An 18638-nucleotide genomic window follows, 5' to 3' on the forward strand; every position below is an offset into this window, starting at 1 on the left:
CGCCCCCGATTAGTTCCTTGCTACGCGACTTATTAGACCTTTGTCGAAGATCGCCCGCCGCAAGCCGGGCGACCTTCGCATGCCGGTCATGCGCGCGCCTCGCAGGCGGCCCCCGCGTGGACATTTCTGCGTGATCACGCCGCAAGCTGGCGCGCGACGCCGGACCGGACATGACCGAGGTCAAATCAATTTGCCGCTGCTTGGCTATTTTGAGCCGCTTTCCCGTCACCTGACGACGCCGTTCGCCGGCCTCGAACCAATCTGTGCTGTCAACATGTATCGTATTGTGCGACGCGAGCAGTTCTCGGACGCGACATTCCTGTGGGACGTCGAGGCGCCGGACATCGCCGCTTCGGCCGAGCCCGGCCATTTCGTGATGCTCCGCCTTTACGACGGCGCCGAGCGCATCCCGCTCACCGTCGCCGATTTCGATCGCGACAAGGGGCTGGTGACCATCGTGGTCCAGGCGCTGGGCAAGACCACGCGCGAGATGCGCGACAAGTTCAAGGAAGGCGAGACGTTCGAGGATTTCGTCGGTCCGCTCGGCCTGCCGCAGCACATCGACAAGGCCGGTCACGTCGTGTTCGTCGGCGGCGGCCTCGGTGTCGCGCCGATCTTCCCGCAGCTCCGCGCGTTCAAGCAGTCCGGCGCGCGGACCACCGCGATCATGGGCTTCCGCACCAAGGATCTGGTGTTCTGGGAAGACAAGTTCCGCGAATACGCCGACGAGCTGATCATCTGCACCGACGACGGCAGCTACGGCGAACCGGGTTTCGTGACTGCGGCGCTGGAGCGGGTGATCACCCAGGATAAGCCCGACAAGGTGGTGGCGATCGGCCCGATGCCGATGATGCACGCCTGTGTCGAGACCACGCGCCCGCACGGCGTCAAGACCATGGTGTCGCTGAACACGATCATGGTCGACGGCACCGGCATGTGCGGTTCGTGCCGCGTCACCGTCGGTGGCGAAGTGAAGTTCGCCTGTGTCGACGGCCCGGATTTCGACGGCCACAAGGTCGACTTCCACGAGCTGCACGCCCGCCAGAAGCGTTTCAAGACCGAGGAAGACAAGGCGAACGAACATTTCGCCCATGTCTGCAATCTCGAAAAGCAGCTCATCGTCGAGGGCAAGCGCAACTACAAGAAGCTGGCGACGCTGCCGCCGCATCAGACGCCGATGCCGGAGCGCGACGCGCACGAGCGCGCTACCAATTTCAAGGAGGTCAACCTCGGCTATTCGGTCGAGGAGGCGCTGCAGGAGGCCGAGCGCTGCATCCAGTGCATCACGCCGACCTGCGTGGCCGGCTGCCCGGTCGGGATCGACATTCCGGTGTTCATCCGCAACATCCTGTTCCGCGATTTCGATGCGGCGCTGGAGACGATCTATCAGTCGAGCATCTTCCCCTCGATCTGCGGCCGCGTCTGCCCGCAGGAGACGCAGTGCGAAGCGCAGTGCATCATCCGCAAGTACAAGAAGCACGAGCCGGTCGCGATCGGACGCCTCGAGCGCTTCGTCGGCGACAATGCGCGGGCGCCGAAGAGCAAGCCGATCGATCTCAGCAAGGTGATCGGCAAGGTCGCGATCGTCGGCTCGGGCCCCGCCGGTCTTGCCGCTGCAGCCGATCTCACCCGCTACAATGTCGAGACGACGGTCTATGAGGCGCTGCACGTGCTCGGCGGCGTGCTGCAATACGGCATTCCGTCGTTCCGGCTGCCGCGCGATATCATCGATCGCGAAATTCAGCGACTGAAGGACATCGGCGTCAAGTTCGAGACCAACAAGGTCGTCGGCAAGACCTTCACGATCGAGCAGTTGATGAATGGCCGCGGCTTCGATGCGGTGTTCGTCGCGGCGGGCGCCGGTGCGCCGACCTTCCTGGGCATTCCCGGCGAGTTCGCCGGCCGGGTCTATTCGGCCAACGAATTCCTCACCCGCATCAACCTGATGGGCGGCGATCGCTTCCCGTATCTCGACACGCCGGTCAGCGTCGGCAACAGCGTGATCGTGATCGGCGCCGGCAACACCGCGATGGACTGCCTGCGCGTCGCCCGCCGCGTTGGTGCCGAGACCGTGCGCTGCGTGTATCGCCGTTCGGAAGCCGAGGCGCCGGCCCGCATCGAGGAAATCCGCCACGCCAAGGAGGAAGGCGTCGACTTCTTCTTCCTGCACTCCCCGGTGGAGATTCTGGTCACCGAGAGCGGCGACGTCCGCGCGGTGCGGCTGCAGAAGATGGAGCTCGGCGAGGCCGACGAGCGCGGCCGCCGCAAGCCGGTGCCGCTCGACGAGTTCATCGAGCTGGAATGCGACACGGTGATCTACGCGCTCGGCACCAAGCCAAATCCGATCATCGGTCAGGCGACGCCCGGTCTCGAGCTCAACAAGTGGGGCAACATCGCAGCCGACGACGACACCCAGTCGACCAACATGCCGGGCGTGTTCGCCGGCGGCGACATCGTCACCGGCGGTGCGACCGTGATCCTGGCGATGAGCGCGGGCCGCCGCGCCGCGAAATCGATAGCCGCCTGGCTGCGACTGAACAAGACCAAGTGGCCCATTACGGCGCAGGATGCCGACGACTTCGTCGCCGGCAAGCTGGCGCCGCCGATCGAGGAGGATGGCGTGGCGCATTGCCCGAAGTGTCACCAGCCGCTGGAAGGCCCTGAGGAGTACATCTGCTGCGCCGGCTCGGAGCTGCAATGGCGCTGCGACGACTGCGCCAAGGTCAGCGAAGGCTTCGCCTTCCCTTACGGCATGTGCCCGCATTGCGGCGGCAAGCTGCAGCCGCTCGACCGCGCCGGCGTCAGCGACGAGGCAGGGCTGGCGGCGATCCGCACCGCGTTCGAGATCGAGCTCGGTGGCCGCGCGTTCTATGCGCGCGCCGCCAAGGAAACCTCCGATTCCACGTTGCAGGAGCTGTTCCTCAGCTTCGCCGAGATGGAAGAGGAGCACATGACCACGCTGGCCAATCGCTATCACGTGGCGATTCCACAGGCGACCGAAGGTTTCCACCTCGGCACCGCGGCGATCATGGCCGGCGTCAAAGGCCAGATCGGCGATCCGACCACGCTGTTCGAAGCCGCGATCGAGTTCGAACGGCGCGCCGCCTCGTTCTTCAAGACCCGGGTCGGCGAGACGCCGGACGGCTCGGTCGAGCGCCAGCTGTATCGCGAACTCGCCGCCGAAGAAGACGAGCACGTCTCGGTGCTGCAGACCGAATTCGCGCGCTGGAAGGAAGGCAAGCGCGGGCTGCTGACGTAAGCCCGCGGTCGCGAAGGGCGCGGTTACTTGACCAGCCGCACGCCCTTGGTGGTGAAGCGCTGCGGCTTCGGCCCGTCGCCGCGAACGGGGCGGCGGGTGCCCGCGGCCTTGCCGGTGCCGGGCGGCTGATGCGCCGGCACGAGCTGATCGGGGCGTGAGCCGATCAGATCGGCGCGGCCCATCGCTTTCAACGCCTCGCGCAGCACCGGCCAGTTGTCCGGATCGTGATAGCGCAGGAACGCCTTGTGCAGCCGGCGCTGGCGCAGACCCTTGATCGCCTCGACCGGCTCGCTGGCGCCGTGGCGCACGCCGCGCAGCGGATTGACGCCGCTGTGATACATCGCGGTCGCGGTCGCCATCGGTGAGGGCAGGAAGGTCTGCACCTGGTCGGCGCGGTAGCGATTGCGCTTCAGCCACAGCGCAAGATTCATCATGTCTTCGTCGGACGTGCCGGGGTGCGCGGCGATGAAATACGGGATCAGGTAGTACTGCTTGCCGGCCTGCTTGGCGGCGGCCTCGAACATCTGCTTGAAGCGGTGATAGGTGCCGATGCCCGGCTTCATCATCTTGTCGAGCGGACCGCGCTCGGTGTGCTCCGGCGCGATCTTCAAGTAACCGCCGACGTGGTGGCTCACCAGCTCCTTGATATAGGCCGGGCTCTTCACCGCGAGGTCGTAGCGCACGCCCGACGCCACCATCACCTTCTTGATGCCCTTGACCTCGCGCACCTTGCGATACAGCCGGATCAGGTCGTCGTGCGACGTATTCAGGTTCGGGCAGATGTCGGGAAACACGCAGGACGGCTTGCGGCACGAGGACTCGATGTTCGGGTCCTTGCAGGCCATCCGGTACATGTTGGCGGTCGGCCCGCCGATGTCGGAGATCACGCCGGTGAAGCCCGGCGTCTTGTCGCGGATCTTCTCGATCTCCTGCAGGATCGAGGCTTCCGACCGGCTCTGGATGATGCGGCCCTCGTGCTCGGTGATCGAGCAGAAGGTGCAGCCGCCGAAGCAGCCGCGCATGATCGTCACCGAGGTCTTGATCATGTCCCACGCCGGGATCTTGGCGTCGCCGTAGGACGGATGCGGCGCACGGGCGTAGGGAAGATCGTAGACCGAATCCATCTCTTCGGTGGTGAGCGGGATCTGCGGCGGATTGAGCCACAGGTCGCGGTCGCCGTGGCGCTGCACCAGCGCGCGTGCATTGCCGGGATTGCTCTCCCGGTGCAGCACGCGCGAGGCGCGGGCATAGGCTTCCTTGTCCTGCTCGACCTGCTCGCAGCTCGGCAGCCGGATCACCACGTCGCCTGCCACCTGGCGCGCGCCTTCGTCGGCGGCGTCGAGATCGTCGGCGTGCAGCTCGGTGTAGTTGTCCGGGACGCGGCGGAACAGCGCGACACCGCGAATGTCGTCGAGTTCTCGCGGTGCCTCGCCGGCAGCCAAGCGATGCGCGACCTCGACCACGGCCCGCTCGGCATTGCCATAGAGCAGGAGGTCGGCTTTGGCGTCGGCCAGCACCGAGCGGCGGACCTTGTCGGACCAGTAATCGTAGTGCGCGATCCGCCGCAGCGAGGCTTCGATGCCGCCGAGGATGATCGGCACGTCCTTGAACGCTTCGCGGCAGCGCTGCGCATAAACCAGCGTGCAGCGGTCCGGCCGCCGGCCGCCTTCGCCGTTCGGCGTGTAGGCGTCGTCATGGCGCAGCCTTCGGTCCGCCGTGTAGCGGTTGACCATCGAGTCCATGTTGCCGCCGGTGACGCCGAAGAACACGCGCGGCTTGCCGAGCTCACGGAACGGCTCGGCCGACTGCCAATCCGGCTGCGAGATGATACCAACGCGAAAGCCCTGCGACTCCAAGAGGCGGCCGATGATCGCCATGCCGAAGCTCGGATGGTCGACGTAAGCGTCGCCGGTCACCAGCACGACGTCGCAGGCATCCCAGCCGAGCTTGTCCATCTCGGCGCGGCTCATCGGCAGGAACGGCGCAGGCTTGCGCGGCGCCGCAGCGGGGCGGAACCGGGTCATCAGCGGCGGGATGGTATCGATGGAGGTCTGCATCGCCCAGCCATAAGACCGGGAGGCGGTAAGTTCAACGCCGCGGGCCGCGTCGTCTCGGCGCTGTGATCACTCGGGCAGCGGCGGCAGATCGCCAACCGCCAGGTTCCGTGCTTCCTCGCGCGACACCCCGAGGCCGACCAGGACCCATTCCACCGTTTCTGCCGCCGCATCGGACCAAGTGCGGTGGCCGTCGAGACTCGTGAAAATCGCCCCCAGTATCGCGCCCGAGATGAAATTAGCAGCCGAGGCGATTTGCGCGGGAGCGAGGCTGTGGCCGCGCTCCAGCAGCCCGGTTGCGAGGTCGTCGAGCGGCCGTCCGTCCCACACCACCCGCAGCGTGGTCGGGCTCATGCCGAACCGGCAGACGAACCGCCCGAGCCGCGGTTCCTCATGCGCCTGACGGATCAATAGCCGCATCCAAGTGGCGAGCCGCCGCACCGGCTCGTGACAATCCGCCAGCGCCACGGTCAGCCGTGGATTCAGTTCGGTGGCCAAATTGGTAACCACCAGGTCGAACAGGCCGGTGAGGTCGCCGAGGTTATTGTAAACTGTGCCCCGCGCGACACCGGCCGCCTGGGCCAGATCGGTTACGCTGATCTGCGTCAGGCCGCGCTCAGCGAACAATTGCATCGCCGCCAGATAGATCTGCCGTTGCGCCGGGCTGGACACGATCTTTGGACACACTTGATCTGATTTGAACAATTGTGTTCAATACCGCGAACGAGCTTCGCGGACAATCCGTTTCAACGCGGAATTGGCCTTTAACAAGCGGAGGGATAGCTGAGGCGGGGGCGCTCACTGTTCAGTCCGTGATTCCGGAGCCGTATGATGACGATCTTCCGCCCGACCCGCCGTGGTGTCCGGCTGTTCAGCGCCCTGTGTCTCGGAGCCGGCATTTTGGCCGGTCCGCTTCCGGCACACGCCGACGATAAATTCGACAAGCTGATCCAGAAGCTGATGCCGAAGCGATTGCCCGAGGGCTTTGCCTCGGCCAACGGCCGGCTGGAATCCGAGCAGGTCGAGATCGCCACCAAGCTGGCGGGCCGGATCGCCGAAGTGCTGGCGAAGGAGGGCGACGAGGTCGAGAAGGGCCAGCTTCTGGTGAAGATGGACGTCTCCGACATCCAGGCCCAGCTTCGCGCCGCGGAGGCGCAGGAACGACGCGCGGTGCAGAGCAAGGCCGTCGCCGAGGCGATGCTGCTGCAGCGGGAGAGCGAACAGAAACTGGCCGCGCAGCAGCTCGGCCGTGCCGAAGCGCTGTTTGAAAAGGGCTTCTCGACCGCAGAAGTCCGCGATCAGCGTCAGGCGACGCAGAACGTCGCCGATGCCGCGCTGATCGCGGCGAAGGCCAATCTCAACGACGCGGCGGCGGCGATCGACGCGGCGCGGGCCGAGGTGGCGCGGATCAAGACCGTGCTCGACGACATGGAGCTGAAGGCGCCGCGGCGCGGCCGCATCCAATACAAGCTGGCGCAGGCCGGCGAAGTGCTCGGCGCCGGCTCTCGCGTGCTGACTCTGGTCGACCTCACCGATGTCTACATGACGGTGTTCGTCCCCGCCAAGGTCGCCACCTATCTCGCCTATGGCGACGACGCCCGGCTGATCCTCGACGCCATTCCGCAATATGTCGTGCCCGCCAAGGTCACGTTCGTCGCCAGCGAAGCGCAGTTCACCCCGAAGGCCGTCGAGACCAAGGACGAGCGCGAGAAGCTGATGTTCCGGGTCAAGCTGACGCTGCCGCCGGACCTGCTGCGCAAATACGAGCGCGAGGTGAAGACCGGCGTGCGCGGCATGGCTTACTTACGCACGCTCCGCGACAAGCCTTGGCCGAACAATCTGCAGGTGAAGCTGCCGCAATGACCAGCTTCGCCGCGCGTCTGACGCATGTCACTCACGCCTATGGCAAGACACATGCGCTGGACGACGTCACGCTGGAATTGCCCGCCGGGAAGATGGTCGGCCTGATCGGCCCGGACGGCGTCGGCAAGTCGACGCTGCTGGCGCTGATTGCCGGTGTGCGCCGGATCCAGAGCGGCGAGGTGTTGGCGCTGGACGGCGACATGGGCGACGCCCATCATCGCGCCGCCAGCGCGGCGCGGATCGCCTATATGCCGCAGGGGCTCGGCCGCAATCTGTACCCGACGCTGTCGGTGTTCGAGAATCTGGATTTCTTCGGGCGGCTGTTCGGCCAGGGCACGGCCGAACGCAATGCGCGCATTGCCGAACTGCTGCGTGCCACCGGGCTGTCGCCGTTCGGCGATCGGCCGGCCGGCAAACTGTCCGGCGGCATGAAGCAGAAGCTGTCGCTGTGCTGCGCGCTGATCCACGATCCGGACCTGTTGATCCTCGACGAGCCGACCACCGGCGTCGATCCGCTGTCGCGCCGTCAGTTCTGGGAGCTGATCGACCGCATCAGGTTGCGCCGTCCGCAGATGAGCGTGCTGGTCGCAACCGCCTATATGGAAGAGGCCGAGCGGTTCGACTGGCTCGCCGCTCTCAATGACGGCAAGATCATCGGCGCCGGCACACCTGCCGAGCTGCGGGCCGAGACCAAGCAGTCCACGCTCGACGCCGCCTTCATCGCGCTGCTGCCGCCGGAGATGCGCGCGGACTACGCCGACGTGGTGCTGCCGCCGCTGCCGGACAGCGGTGACGGTTACGCGATCGAAGCCGAGAGCCTGACCTGCCGGTTCGGCGATTTCACCGCGGTCGATCACGTCAACTTCCAGATCAAGCGCGGCGAGATCTTCGGCTTTCTCGGCTCCAACGGCTGCGGCAAGTCGACCACGATGAAGATGTTGACCGGCCTGCTGACGCCGACCGAAGGCGAGGCGCGGCTGTTCGGCGAGGTGCTCGACGCCTCCGACATGGCGACGCGCAAGCGGGTCGGCTACATGTCGCAGAGCTTTTCGCTGTATTCCGAATTGACGGTGCGGCAGAACCTGCTGCTGCACGCGCAATTGTTCGAGCTGCCGCGCACGCAGATTCCGGACCGCGTCGCCGAGATGCTGGCGCGGTTCGATCTCGCCGACGTCGCCGATTCGCGGCCCGACAGCCTGCCGCTCGGTCTGCGCCAGCGGTTGCAGCTCGCGGTCGCGGTGATCCATCGCCCCGAGGTGCTGATTCTCGACGAGCCGACCTCCGGCGTCGATCCGGTGGCGCGGGATTCGTTCTGGCGGATGCTGATCGCGCTGTCGCGCGACGACGGCGTCACCATCTTCATCTCGACCCATTTCATGAACGAGGCCGAGCGCTGCGATCGGATCTCGCTGATGCACGCCGGCAAGGTGCTGGCGGTCGGTGCCCCGCACGAGCTGGTCGAGCGTCGCGGCGCCGCCGATCTCGAACAGACCTTCATCGCCTATCTCGAAGAGGCGACCGGCGCGTCGCGCGACGGCGAGGAAACCAGCTTCGCGGCGCCGCGCGAGGCCGCCGCCCCGCAGCGGCGGTTCGATCCGTCGCGGCTGTGGGCCTACGCCCGCCGCGAGACCATGGAGATCCTGCGCGACCGGCTGAGGCTGGCGTTCGCGATTCTCGGCCCGCTGGTGCTGATGCTGACCTTCGGTTTCGGTATTTCGTTCGACGTCGAAAATCTCACCTACGCGGTGTACGACCAGGACAATACGCTGGAGAGCCGCGAACTGCTGGAGAGCTTCTCCGGCTCGCGCTACTTCAAGCAGGCGCCGGACATCACCTCGGCCGCCGAGATCGACCGCCGCCTCGCCAGCGGCGAATTGAAGCTGGCGATCGAAGTGCCGTCCGGGTTCGGACGCGATCTGCTCACCGGCAAATCGCCGGAGGTGGCGGTCTGGATCGACGGCTCGATGCCGTTCCGGGCCGAGACCGTGCGCTCCTACGTCACCGGTCTGTCGCAGGCCTATCTGGCCGAGCAGTATCGGCGGCATGGGATGGCGTCGCCGACTGCGCCGATCAATATCGAGACCCGCTTCCGCTACAATCAGGCGTTCAAGAGCGTGTATTCGATCATTCCGGGCGTGATCACGCTGATCCTGATGCTGATCCCGGCGATGCTGACCGCGGTCGGCGTGGTGCGCGAGAAGGAAGTCGGCTCGATCGCCAATTTCCGCTCGACGCCCGTCACCGCGACCGAATTCCTGCTCGGCAAGCAGGTGCCCTACGCGCTGCTGTCGTTCTTCAGCTTCGTCCTCCTGATGACCGGTGCGATGCTGGTGTTCGGGCTTCCGGTGCGTGGTTCGGTCGCCGCCTTGGTCGGCGGCGCACTGCTGTACGTGTTCTCCACCACCGCGCTCGGCATCCTGTTCTCGTCGTTCCTGCGCACCCAGATCGCGGCGATCTTCGTAGTCGCGATCATTTCGATCATCCCGGCGGTGAATTTTTCCGGCCTGCTGGTGCCGGTGTCGTCGCTGTCGCAGACCGGGCGGCTGTTCGGCCTGGCGTTTCCGGCCGCTTGGTTTCAGGAGGTCAGCATCGGCGCCTTCACCAAGGGCATGAGTCTCGCGATGTTGGCGCCGAACCTTTTGGTGCTGCTCGGCTTCGGCCTGCTCTATCTGGTTTGCGCGATCTTCGCGCTGCGCAAGCAGGAGGCGTGACGATGGGCTTCTCGATGTTGCGACACATCTATCGGCTCACCGGCAAGGAGCTGCGCAGCCTGTGGGCCGACCCGATTCTGCTCGGCTTCATCGTCTATGTGTTCAGCGCCGCCGTCTATACGATCGCGACCGGGGCCAAGTTCGAGGTCGAGGCGGCGCGGGTTGCGGTGGTCGACGAGGATCATTCCGAGCTGTCGCGGCGGATCGCCGCGGCGTTGCTGCCCCCGCTGTTCCGCACCGCCGAGCAGATCACGCCGGCCGGGATCGACACGGCGATGGACAACGGCCGCTATGTCTTCGTGCTCGAGATTCCGCCGAAGTTCGAGTCCGACGCGCTGTCGGGCAAGACCCCCACGGTGCAGATCGACGTCGACGCCACCGCGATGGCGATCGCCGGCAACGGCGCGGTCGACATCCAGAACATCGTGTTGCGCGAGACCGCCGCTTACTTGCGCAAGGATTCCGGAACCAGTGCGACGCCGGTCAATCTGGTGATGCACACCAAATTCAATCCGAACCTGAACTCGGCCTGGTTCACCTCTGTGATGCAGGTGATCAACAACATCGCGACGTTGTCGATCATCCTCACCGGCGCGGCGCTGATCCGGGAGCGCGAGCGCGGCACCATCGAGCATCTTCTGGTGATGCCGGTGAACCCGCTCGAAATCATGCTGTCGAAGATCATCGCCAATGGCGCGGTGATCGTCGCCGCCGCGCTGCTGTCGCTGCAGTTCATGGTCAAAGGCGTGCTCGGCGTGCCGATCGCCGGCTCGGTGCCGCTGTTCACGCTCGGGATGGTGCTGTTCATGTTCTCGGTCACCGCGCTCGGCCTGCTGCTGGCGACCTATGCCCGCACCATGCCGCAGTTCGGCCTGCTGGCGATCCCGGTGATCGTGATCCTGTATCTGCTGTCGGGCGCCACCACGCCGGTCGAGACGATGCCGGCCTGGCTGCAATTCCTGATGCAGTTCACGCCGAACACCCAGTTCGTTTCGTTCTCTCAGGCCGTGCTGTATCGCGGCGCCGGATTCGATCTGGTGTGGCCGCAAATGCTGGCTTTGCTGGCGATCGGCGGTGTAACGCTCGGCATCTGCCGTGTTCGCTTCGCCAAGACGATTTCCGCACAGGACTGAGCGCAATCACTCCGCCGGCGCCAGCCGCGCACCGGAGGCGGCCTGCCGGCTGCGCTTCGTCGCCAGCCGCGCGCGGCGCTTGCGCGCCCAGATCACCACGCCGGTGACCGACAGCGCCGCAACCACCAGGCCCATCGCCGAGATCAGGATGCGGCCGGGCAGGCCGAGAATGCGGCCGGAGTGCAGTGGAAGCTGCATCTGCACGAACACGTCGGCCGCCGTGCCGGTCCACGGCAGCCGGTCGCCGAGATAGCGGCCGTCCTCGCTGTCGTAATACAGCTGTGCCGGTCCGACGCCAGCGGCGCCGTGCTCTTCACCCGGCTTGAAGAACGCCGCCGCGAACACCCCGTGCGCCGGCCCGTAGAACAGTGAACCGAGCGGTTCGGTGAAACCGCGCGCTCTGCCGTCGGCGGTGGCCCGCGCCGCGATCTCGGCAAAGGTCATCTTCGGTTCGATCGGGTGGTCGAGGTCGCGATAGGGGCGCTGTTCGTAAGGTGTCGGCGTGTAGTTCGACACCGTCTTCATCAGCGGCGAGAACACCTCGAAATACAGATTCAGCGAGAACGCTGTGAACGCGACGATGAACAGCACCCCCCAGGTCCACAGGCTGAAGGCGCGGTGAATGTCGAAGTTGATGCGGTAGGCGCTGCCCGACGTCTTGATCTTCCAGGCCGGCGCCCACCGCGCCCACAACCCCTTGCCGATCTCGCGGCGTACCGCCGGTGCTTGGCCGGCGCTCAGCAGCTTGCGGGCCGGCAGCGTCAGATAGAAGCCGACGAAGCAATCGATCGTCCAGACGATCGCAATGATACCGAGCAGCCGCGCACCCCAGCGATCGCTGCCCCAGAACTCGGGCACGTGCATGGTGTAGTGCAGCTTGTAGAGAAACGAGACGACGTTCTCACGCGTGATCGGCCATACCGCGCCCCAATAGCGTCGGCCGAGCTCCGCCCCGGTATGCGGATCGAGAAAGATCTGATTGTAGTCGAGTGCGTAGCGTTTGCCCGAGGCCGGATCGATCCGCGGCATCACGAAGAACGCCAGCGAGTGTCCAGGCTCCGCCGCCATCGGGAAGTACACCACCCGGGCGCGCGGATCGCGCTGCTCGATCTGCTTGGCAAGCTCGGTCGAGGCCATCGCCGGGCCCGAGCTGGAGACGTCGAACAGTCTGGTGTTGATGCTCTCGTCGATCTCGTGATCCCATGAGATCACCGCGCCGGTGACGCCGGAGAAAAACAAAAACGCTGCGGTGATGAGGCCCGCCCAGCGGTGCAGCCGCCCGAATATCGATCTCATGCCTATCGCTGTACCGCGTCAGGCAGGCGACGCCAGTGGGGCGAGTTTGGAATAATTTCAAACTGCAGCATTGCCTTGCGCGCGCATGGCCTTACACGCGCGTGAAACGCCACGCTGCGGCAATCCGTCCCGCGCGGGCGCGGTTCCACAACGGTGATCCGCTGCAGCCTGGATTCAAGCCGACCAGCAATCCTGCTCTTCGCGATACGCCTGTTCGTTGAGGCGATCAGCAATCTCATCGGCGAGCTGCTTGGTCTTTGCCTCGGCGATGGTCTTTCCGTCGGTCGTCTTCAGCGCCGATCGTTCGGCTTCGATCGGAAAGTCGTCCGGCTGCAGTGTGTCGTCACGGTCAGACATGGCGAAATCCTCCAGATGCCAAGTCAACGCGCGAACACCGCTGGCGGTTGCCTGCCGCAGGATCTCAGTCTCCGTCCACATAATGGACGGTAAAGCCAATCAATTGCAATTTATTGGACATGAGCATCTCTCTTCATCATACTAATCATATGACCGATGCCACTCGGATCCGACCGACCTTCATGTCGAGCCCGTCTGCCGAAGCCGTTCTGGCCGACAGCGCCGGCGATGCGGCGTTCGCCACCACGCTCGCCAAGGGGCTTGTGGTGCTCGAAGCGTTCGAGGGCGCAACCCCGCTCGGCAACATGGAAATCTCGGTGCGCACCGGGATTCCGCGGCCGACGGTGGCCCGGCTCACCCATACGCTCGCGGAACTCGGCTACCTGAGTTACGACGCCCGCATCGCCAAATACGCGGTCGGCGCCAGGGCGCTGCGGATGCTGCACCCGCTGCTTGCGGGCATGCCGTTCCGCCAGCTCGCCCGGCCGTTGATGCAGGATCTCGCCTACAGCGTCCGCGGCACAGTTTCGATCGGTCTGCTCGACGGACCGTCGGTGGTATATGTCGAAACCGCAAGGTCAGGCGACGTCGGTCCGCACACCCCGGATATCGGCATGCCGATCCCGGTGGTTCGCACCGCCATGGGGCGCGCGGCGGCGGCGACGCTGCCGGAGGCCGAGGCCGCACGGCTTGAACGGCAGCTCGAATCCGCCGATGCCGCAATGTGGGCGAGCTACCACGAACTGTATCGCGACGGGCTGCGGCAATGCGCCGAGCGCCAGTTCTGCACCTGCTTCGGCGACTACATGCCGGCCATCCACGCCATTGCGGCGCCGCTGTTCCGGCTGCGCGATCGGTCGTTCGCCATCAATTGCGGCATCCCGGCGTTTCGATTGCAGCCGGGCCAGCTCGAGGGCGAGATCGGCCCCCGGCTTCGCGCGCTGGCGGAGAGCATTCGGGCGCTGGTCGCGCACACAGAACCTGCGGCACCGCGATCGCGCGGAGCCAAGACAAATACGAGGTGAGACGCTGCGACCGCCGCGTTGCCTTCGCAGCGTCGGCGGGAACAGCGGACATCGCTTCGCACGGGAGAGAAACCAGAGCGTCGCCGGGTGATCGCATCCGGCCACGTTCGCGCTCGCACCGAGTTGCACGGTGCAGCGCCGAAGCAGGGAGGACGCCATGCCGATTACCCGCCGCATGCTGCTCGCCAGCGCCGCTGCCACCTTCGCCACGCCGATATCGACCGCGGTCGCAGCCGGCGATTGGCCGGCCCGAGTGGTCAAAACCGTATCACCCTATGGGGCGGGCGGCGCCAACGACATCTCGCTGCGGATCCTCAACGACTTCTTCGAGCGCGAGCTGAAACAGCAGTTCATAGTCGAGAACAAACCCGGGGCCGGAACCCGTCTCGCCAACGAAATGGTCGCGCACAGCCAGCCTGACGGCTACACCTTCCTGTATGCCGCGGCGCCCTACGCCACGGCAGAAGCGCTGTTCGGCAAACTCAACTATCAGCGCAGCGAATTGCGGCCGGTGGCGATGGCGGCGTTCGCGCCGATCTTCCTGATCGTGAACGCCAAGTCCGAGTTCAAGACGCTGCCGGAGCTGATCGCTTACGGCAAGGCGAAACCGGAAGGGCTGACGTTCGGCTCGCCCGGGCCTGGCTCGCAGCCGCATCTTGCCGCCGAATTGCTGTTCAAGACCGCCGGCGTCAAGGGGCTGAACGTGCCGCTGCGCGGCGACGCCGCCGCCTACACCGAACTGCTCGCCGGCCGGGTCGACGCCACTTTCACCGCAATCAGCTCGGCGCTGCCGCACATCAAGGCGGGGAATTTCCGCGTCCTCGGCTCCGGCTCGGCCGAGCGTAGCGCGATCTATCCCGAGGCGCCGACGCTGACCGAACTCGGCTATCCGCAGGTCGTCGCCACCGGCTGGTACGGCTTCCTGGCGCCGGCCGCGACGCCGTCGCCGATCGTCGAACGGCTGCAGGATCTCGTGCTGCGCGCACTCGGCGATCCCGATGTGAAGAACAAGCTGCTCGCCCAGGGACTGGACGCCCACGGGCTGAAGGGAGCGGAATTTGCGGCCTTCATCGACGCCGAAACTGCGAAGTGGAGCAGGGTGATCGAAGACGCCGGATTGAGAGAGAAATGACGGCCGTCGGCGGGCCGCCGACGTCAAGAATAACAGTATCAAAGGGAGGAACGTCATGAGGAGAGTCGCAGCGAGCTTCGCCGTCTCGGCGCTGGCGATCGCATTGTCGGTATCGGCCGCGCTGGCGCAGAAGAAATACGATACCGGCGCCAGCGACAGCGAAATCAAGGTGGGCCAGACAGCGCCGCTGTCGGGTCCGGCTTCGGCCTACTCCTCGATCGCCAAGACCCAGGCTGCCTACATGCGGATGGTGAACGAGCAGGGCGGCATCAACGGCCGCAAGATCAATCTGATCCAGTACGACGACGCCTATTCGCCGCCGAAGACCGTGGAGCAGGTGCGGAAGCTGGTCGAGAGCGACGAGGTGCTGCTGACGTTCCAGATCATCGGCACCGCACCGAACGCCGCGGTGCAGAAATATCTCAACGTCAAGAAAGTGCCGCAACTGTTCGCCGCCACAGGCGCGGCGCGCTTCACCGATCCGAAAAACTATCCGTGGACCATGGGATTCAATCCCAGCTACTTCGTCGAAGGGCGGATCTACGGCCAGTTTATCCTGAAGCAGCATCCGAACGCCAAGGTCGGCGTGCTGTATCAGAACGACGACCTCGGCAAGGACTATCTCGCCGGCATCAAGGCCGGGCTCGGTGACAAAGCGGCGAAGATGATCGTGGCCGAGGCGTCTTACGAATTGTCCGAGCCGACGATCGATTCCCAGCTCCTCAAGATCAGGGATTCCGGCGCCGACCTCTTGTTCAGCGCCGCGACGCCGAAGCAGGCCGCCCAGGCGATCAAGAAGCTGTACGAGATCGGCTGGCATCCGGTGCACATCATCGACATCAACGCCGGCTCGATCGGCGCGGTGCTGAAGCCGGCCGGATTGGACGCGTCCAAAGGCGTGATCAGCGTCGGCTACGTCAAGGAGCCCGACGATCCGCAGTGGGCGAGCGATCCGGGCAATAAGCGTTATCTCGACTTCATGGCGAAGTATTACCCGGACGGCGATCGCAATTCGAGCTTCAACGTCTACGGCTACATCACCGCGCAGCTTCTGGTTCACGTCTTGAAGGCCTGCGGCGACAATCTCACCCGCGACAACGTGATGCATCAGGCGACGCACATGACCAAGGTGCCGCTCGACATGCTGCTCCCCGGCATCAGCGTCACCACCACGCCGACCGACTATCGCGTCAACAAGCAGTTCCAGATGGCGACGTTCGACGGCGAAAAGTGGGAGCGGTTCGGCGACATCATCGCCGATCAGGCCAAGGAGTAGGCCCGCGTCAGCGAGCGGGCAGACCGCCCTTCGATCGGTGCAACGAACTTCCGCCCGGTCCTTGCGAGCGAAGCAATCCAGAACCTCGCGTACCAAGCTGGATTGCTTCGTCGCTTCGCTCCTCGCAATGACTGTGGACGAGCGGGGGCGTAGCTACCACATCGACGCCTTGGCGCGTTCCGGCCAGGCGCGGTCGTAGGCTTCGCCGCCGACGCGGCCTGCGGTCATCGAAGCGAGGATTTCGCCGGGCGTCGGCAGCGTGTCCTGCGCGATCTGCTTGCTCGGGTCCCACAGGCCGGAGCGGATCAGTGCGCGGCCGCATTGGAAATAGATTTCCTCGACCGTCATCACAATCACGGTGCGCGGCGCCTTGCCTTCGACGTCGAACGACATCCGCAAGGCTTCGTCGGCGGTGACGTAGCCGCGACCATTGATACGCAAGGCATTGATCGAGCCGGGAATCAGCAGCATCAGCGCGATGCGCGGATCGCGCACCACGTTGCGCAAGGAGTCGATCCGGTTGTTGCCGCGGCGGTCGGGGATCAGCAGCGTGGTGTCGTCATGGACCCGGATGAACCCAGGCACGTCGCCGCGCGGCGAGCAGTCGAGCCCCTCCGGCCCCACGGTGGCAAGCGCTGCAAACGGCGATTTTTCGATCAGCGTGCTATAGGGCGGCGTGATCCAGTGCGCCACCTTTTCGGTGGAGGCGTCGTTCGGCACGCCGTAGATCGCCTCCAGCGCCTCGACCGTGTCGAGCGCGGGGAAGGCGGTGCGGGGGTCGTCAGGGCTGCGGGCGTCCATGGCGGATCATCTCCAACAAGTCTCGGGCGTGGGCGATCGGGTCGCCGACATTGCTGATGGTGAAGTTCGGAGTTGCGTCGACGCTGCGCCCGACGCGGTCGGCGATGCTGCCGTCGCTGGCGCGGGCGCGCGCCGCGATCCGCGCCGCCAGAACCTCGGCCGGCGCGGTGATCAGCACGACGACGACATCGGCGTAAGCGCTGCGTGCTGGCTCGATCACCATCCGCGATACGTTTGCCACCACGGTGCGTCCGACGCGGATGTCGTCGTCGAGACTGAGCGGCAGTCCGTAGGCGTGGCCGTGGGCGCGCCAATGCAGTGCGAAATCGCCGGCCGCTTCGAGGCGGCTGAATTGGTCCGGCGCGACCTGCAGATTGTCCTCGGCCGCGGAGGCTTCGCGGGTGACGACGCGTCGCGCAAACACGATCGCCGGATCGTCGACACAGAGCGAGCGGGCGGCGTTGATCAGCGTGTCCTTGCCGGCGCCGGATGGGCCGACCACCAGCACCAGCCGACCCGGGCCGATCAGTTTCGTCGCCTGCTCCGCCACCGCGATATCCGTCATGCCACGCGCTGTCCCTCGCGCCAGACGCTGCGCACCGCCGGCACGTCGTGCGCGACGTGAACGCGGATCAGGTCGGCGCGCTTGCCCTTGGAGATTTCGCCGCGATCGTTGAGGCCGACCGCTTCGGCCGGCGCCTTGGTGACGGTGCGGATCGCGGCGGCGAGGTCGATCGCCGGCGCGCGCATCGGCAATTGCAGCGCCGCGATCAGCAGGCTCGACGGGATGTAGTCCGACGACAGAATGTCGAGCAGGCCCTCGTGCGCCAGATCGATCGCGGCGATGTTGCCGGAATGCGAGCCGCCGCGCACCACGTTGGGGGCGCCCATCAGGATGTCGATGCCGGCCTGGTGCAGCTCGCGCGCCGCCTCCAGCGTGGTCGGGAATTCGGCGACCGCGACCCGGTCGCGGATCGCGTCGGCGACGTTCTCGGGCGTGGTGTCGTCGTGGCTCGCCAGCGGAATTTCGTAGCGATGTGCCAGCTCGACGATCGCCCGCATATTGGCGTCGGCGTAGGTCTCCTTGCAGAATACCCGGCGTGCGAACATGGCGTCCAGTTCGGCGTCGGTCATGCCGGCGCCCTTGCCGCGGTAGTAGTCGCGCAGCTTCTCCTCGTCGCGGAACTGGCGCTGGCCCGGGGTGTGGTCCATCAGCGACATCAGCCGGATGTCGGGGCGGTCGATCAGCTCCTTGGCCTCGGCCACCACGTTCGGCATCGGGATTTCGCAGCGCAGATGCAGGAAGTGATCGGCGCGCAGCAGCTGCGCATCGCGCGCCGTCGAGATCGCGCCGGCCAGCACGATCGCCTGACCGTCGACTTCCTCGGCGCCTTCCTCGCGCCACACCCGCAGCGAGTCCAGCACCGTGGTGATGCCGCAGGTGGCGAGCTGGCCGTCGTACGACACCACGGCGGCGACCGGATTCCACTGCACCTTCGGCCGCGGCGTGTAGTGCGCTTCGAGATGATCGGTGTGCAGCTCGACCAGCCCCGGCATTACCAGATCGCCCTGCATGTCCTTGGCGCCCTTGGGCGCGGCGCCTTCGCCGATTTCCGCGATCACACCTTCGGCGATCGCGACCCAGCCGTGCTCGATCACCCGGTCGGCCAGCACCAGCCGGGCATTGCCCAGCACCATCTCCTGCGAATTGTTCATGGTCTCGTTCATTCC

At 65.7% G+C, this 18638-nt stretch carries 14 protein-coding genes; 7 read left to right on the forward strand and 7 right to left on the reverse strand.

Going from position 1 to position 18638, the window contains the following annotated elements; all coding sequences use genetic code 11:
• The first annotated feature begins 274 nt into the window (after positions 1-274).
• Positions 275-3259 (forward strand): NADPH-dependent glutamate synthase, encoded by a 2985-nt coding sequence (gltA, locus tag DWA33_RS04725; protein ID WP_114356940.1) that lies wholly within the window; start codon positions 275-277, stop codon positions 3257-3259.
• Between the two features lie 23 nt (positions 3260-3282).
• Here the strand turns inward: gltA and DWA33_RS04730 are convergent, their stop codons facing one another.
• Together DWA33_RS04730 and DWA33_RS04735 are read right to left on the reverse strand one after the other, a co-directional pair.
• Positions 3283-5316 (reverse strand): YgiQ family radical SAM protein, encoded by a 2034-nt coding sequence (locus tag DWA33_RS04730; RefSeq protein WP_114356941.1) that lies wholly within the window; start codon positions 5314-5316, stop codon positions 3283-3285.
• Positions 5317-5382: 66 nt separating this feature from the next.
• Positions 5383-5985 (reverse strand): TetR/AcrR family transcriptional regulator, encoded by a 603-nt coding sequence (locus tag DWA33_RS04735; protein ID WP_244601200.1) that lies wholly within the window; start codon positions 5983-5985, stop codon positions 5383-5385.
• 159 nt (positions 5986-6144) lie between these two features.
• On the opposite strand from DWA33_RS04735, the gene DWA33_RS04740 reads away from it, so the two are divergent.
• The 3 genes from DWA33_RS04740 to DWA33_RS04750 are packed head-to-tail and all read left to right on the forward strand — an operon-like array spanning position 6145 to position 11020.
• Positions 6145-7176: an HlyD family secretion protein gene (locus DWA33_RS04740; protein WP_114357066.1), complete on the forward strand. Its 1032-nt coding sequence runs from the start codon at positions 6145-6147 to the stop codon at positions 7174-7176.
• On the forward strand, positions 7173-9887 hold the full coding sequence (gene rbbA, locus DWA33_RS04745; RefSeq protein ID WP_114356942.1) for a ribosome-associated ATPase/putative transporter RbbA: 2715 nt from the start codon (positions 7173-7175) through the stop codon (positions 9885-9887). Before DWA33_RS04740 ends, rbbA begins: the two co-directional genes overlap by 4 nt.
• Before the next feature lie 2 nt (positions 9888-9889).
• Positions 9890-11020, forward strand: a complete 1131-nt coding sequence (locus DWA33_RS04750; protein ID WP_114356943.1) for an ABC transporter permease — start codon at positions 9890-9892, stop codon at positions 11018-11020.
• 6 nt (positions 11021-11026) lie between these two features.
• Here DWA33_RS04750 and DWA33_RS04755 read toward each other — a convergent pair whose 3' ends face one another.
• Positions 11027-12316: a PepSY-associated TM helix domain-containing protein gene (locus tag DWA33_RS04755; RefSeq protein WP_114356944.1), complete on the reverse strand. Its 1290-nt coding sequence runs from the start codon at positions 12314-12316 to the stop codon at positions 11027-11029.
• 174 nt (positions 12317-12490) lie between these two features.
• Positions 12491-12673, reverse strand: a complete 183-nt coding sequence (locus DWA33_RS04760) for a hypothetical protein (protein ID WP_114357067.1) — start codon at positions 12671-12673, stop codon at positions 12491-12493.
• A 149-nt stretch (positions 12674-12822) separates the two neighbouring features.
• Between DWA33_RS04760 and DWA33_RS04765 the strand changes: the two genes are divergently transcribed.
• From DWA33_RS04765 to DWA33_RS04775, 3 genes are all read left to right on the forward strand, one after another.
• Positions 12823-13698 carry an IclR family transcriptional regulator gene (locus tag DWA33_RS04765; protein ID WP_114356945.1) on the forward strand — a complete coding sequence of 292 codons (876 nt, stop codon included), beginning with the start codon at positions 12823-12825 and terminating at the stop codon, positions 13696-13698.
• Positions 13699-13855: 157 nt separating this feature from the next.
• Entirely contained in the window at positions 13856-14830 is a 975-nt protein-coding gene (locus DWA33_RS04770; protein WP_114356946.1) for a Bug family tripartite tricarboxylate transporter substrate binding protein, read from the forward strand.
• A 55-nt stretch (positions 14831-14885) separates the two neighbouring features.
• Positions 14886-16106, forward strand: a complete 1221-nt coding sequence (locus DWA33_RS04775) for an ABC transporter substrate-binding protein (protein ID WP_167443121.1) — start codon at positions 14886-14888, stop codon at positions 16104-16106.
• A gap of 153 nt (positions 16107-16259) precedes the next feature.
• Here DWA33_RS04775 and DWA33_RS04780 read toward each other — a convergent pair whose 3' ends face one another.
• Genes DWA33_RS04780 through DWA33_RS04790 form a run of 3 tightly spaced genes read right to left on the reverse strand, consistent with a single transcriptional unit; the run spans position 16260 to position 18635 of the window.
• On the reverse strand, positions 16260-16907 hold the full coding sequence (locus DWA33_RS04780; RefSeq protein ID WP_114356948.1) for a pyridoxamine 5'-phosphate oxidase family protein: 648 nt from the start codon (positions 16905-16907) through the stop codon (positions 16260-16262).
• Positions 16888-17472, reverse strand: a complete 585-nt coding sequence (gene phnN / locus DWA33_RS04785) for a phosphonate metabolism protein/1,5-bisphosphokinase (PRPP-forming) PhnN (RefSeq protein WP_114356949.1) — start codon at positions 17470-17472, stop codon at positions 16888-16890. The genes DWA33_RS04780 and phnN overlap by 20 nt, the downstream gene beginning before the upstream one ends.
• Entirely contained in the window at positions 17469-18635 is a 1167-nt protein-coding gene (locus tag DWA33_RS04790) for an alpha-D-ribose 1-methylphosphonate 5-triphosphate diphosphatase (protein ID WP_430707860.1), read from the reverse strand. The genes phnN and DWA33_RS04790 overlap by 4 nt, the downstream gene beginning before the upstream one ends.
• Positions 18636-18638: the final 3 nt, after the last annotated feature.

This window comes from Rhodopseudomonas pentothenatexigens (assembly GCF_900218015.1).
GTDB lineage: Bacteria > Pseudomonadota > Alphaproteobacteria > Rhizobiales > Xanthobacteraceae > Rhodopseudomonas > Rhodopseudomonas pentothenatexigens.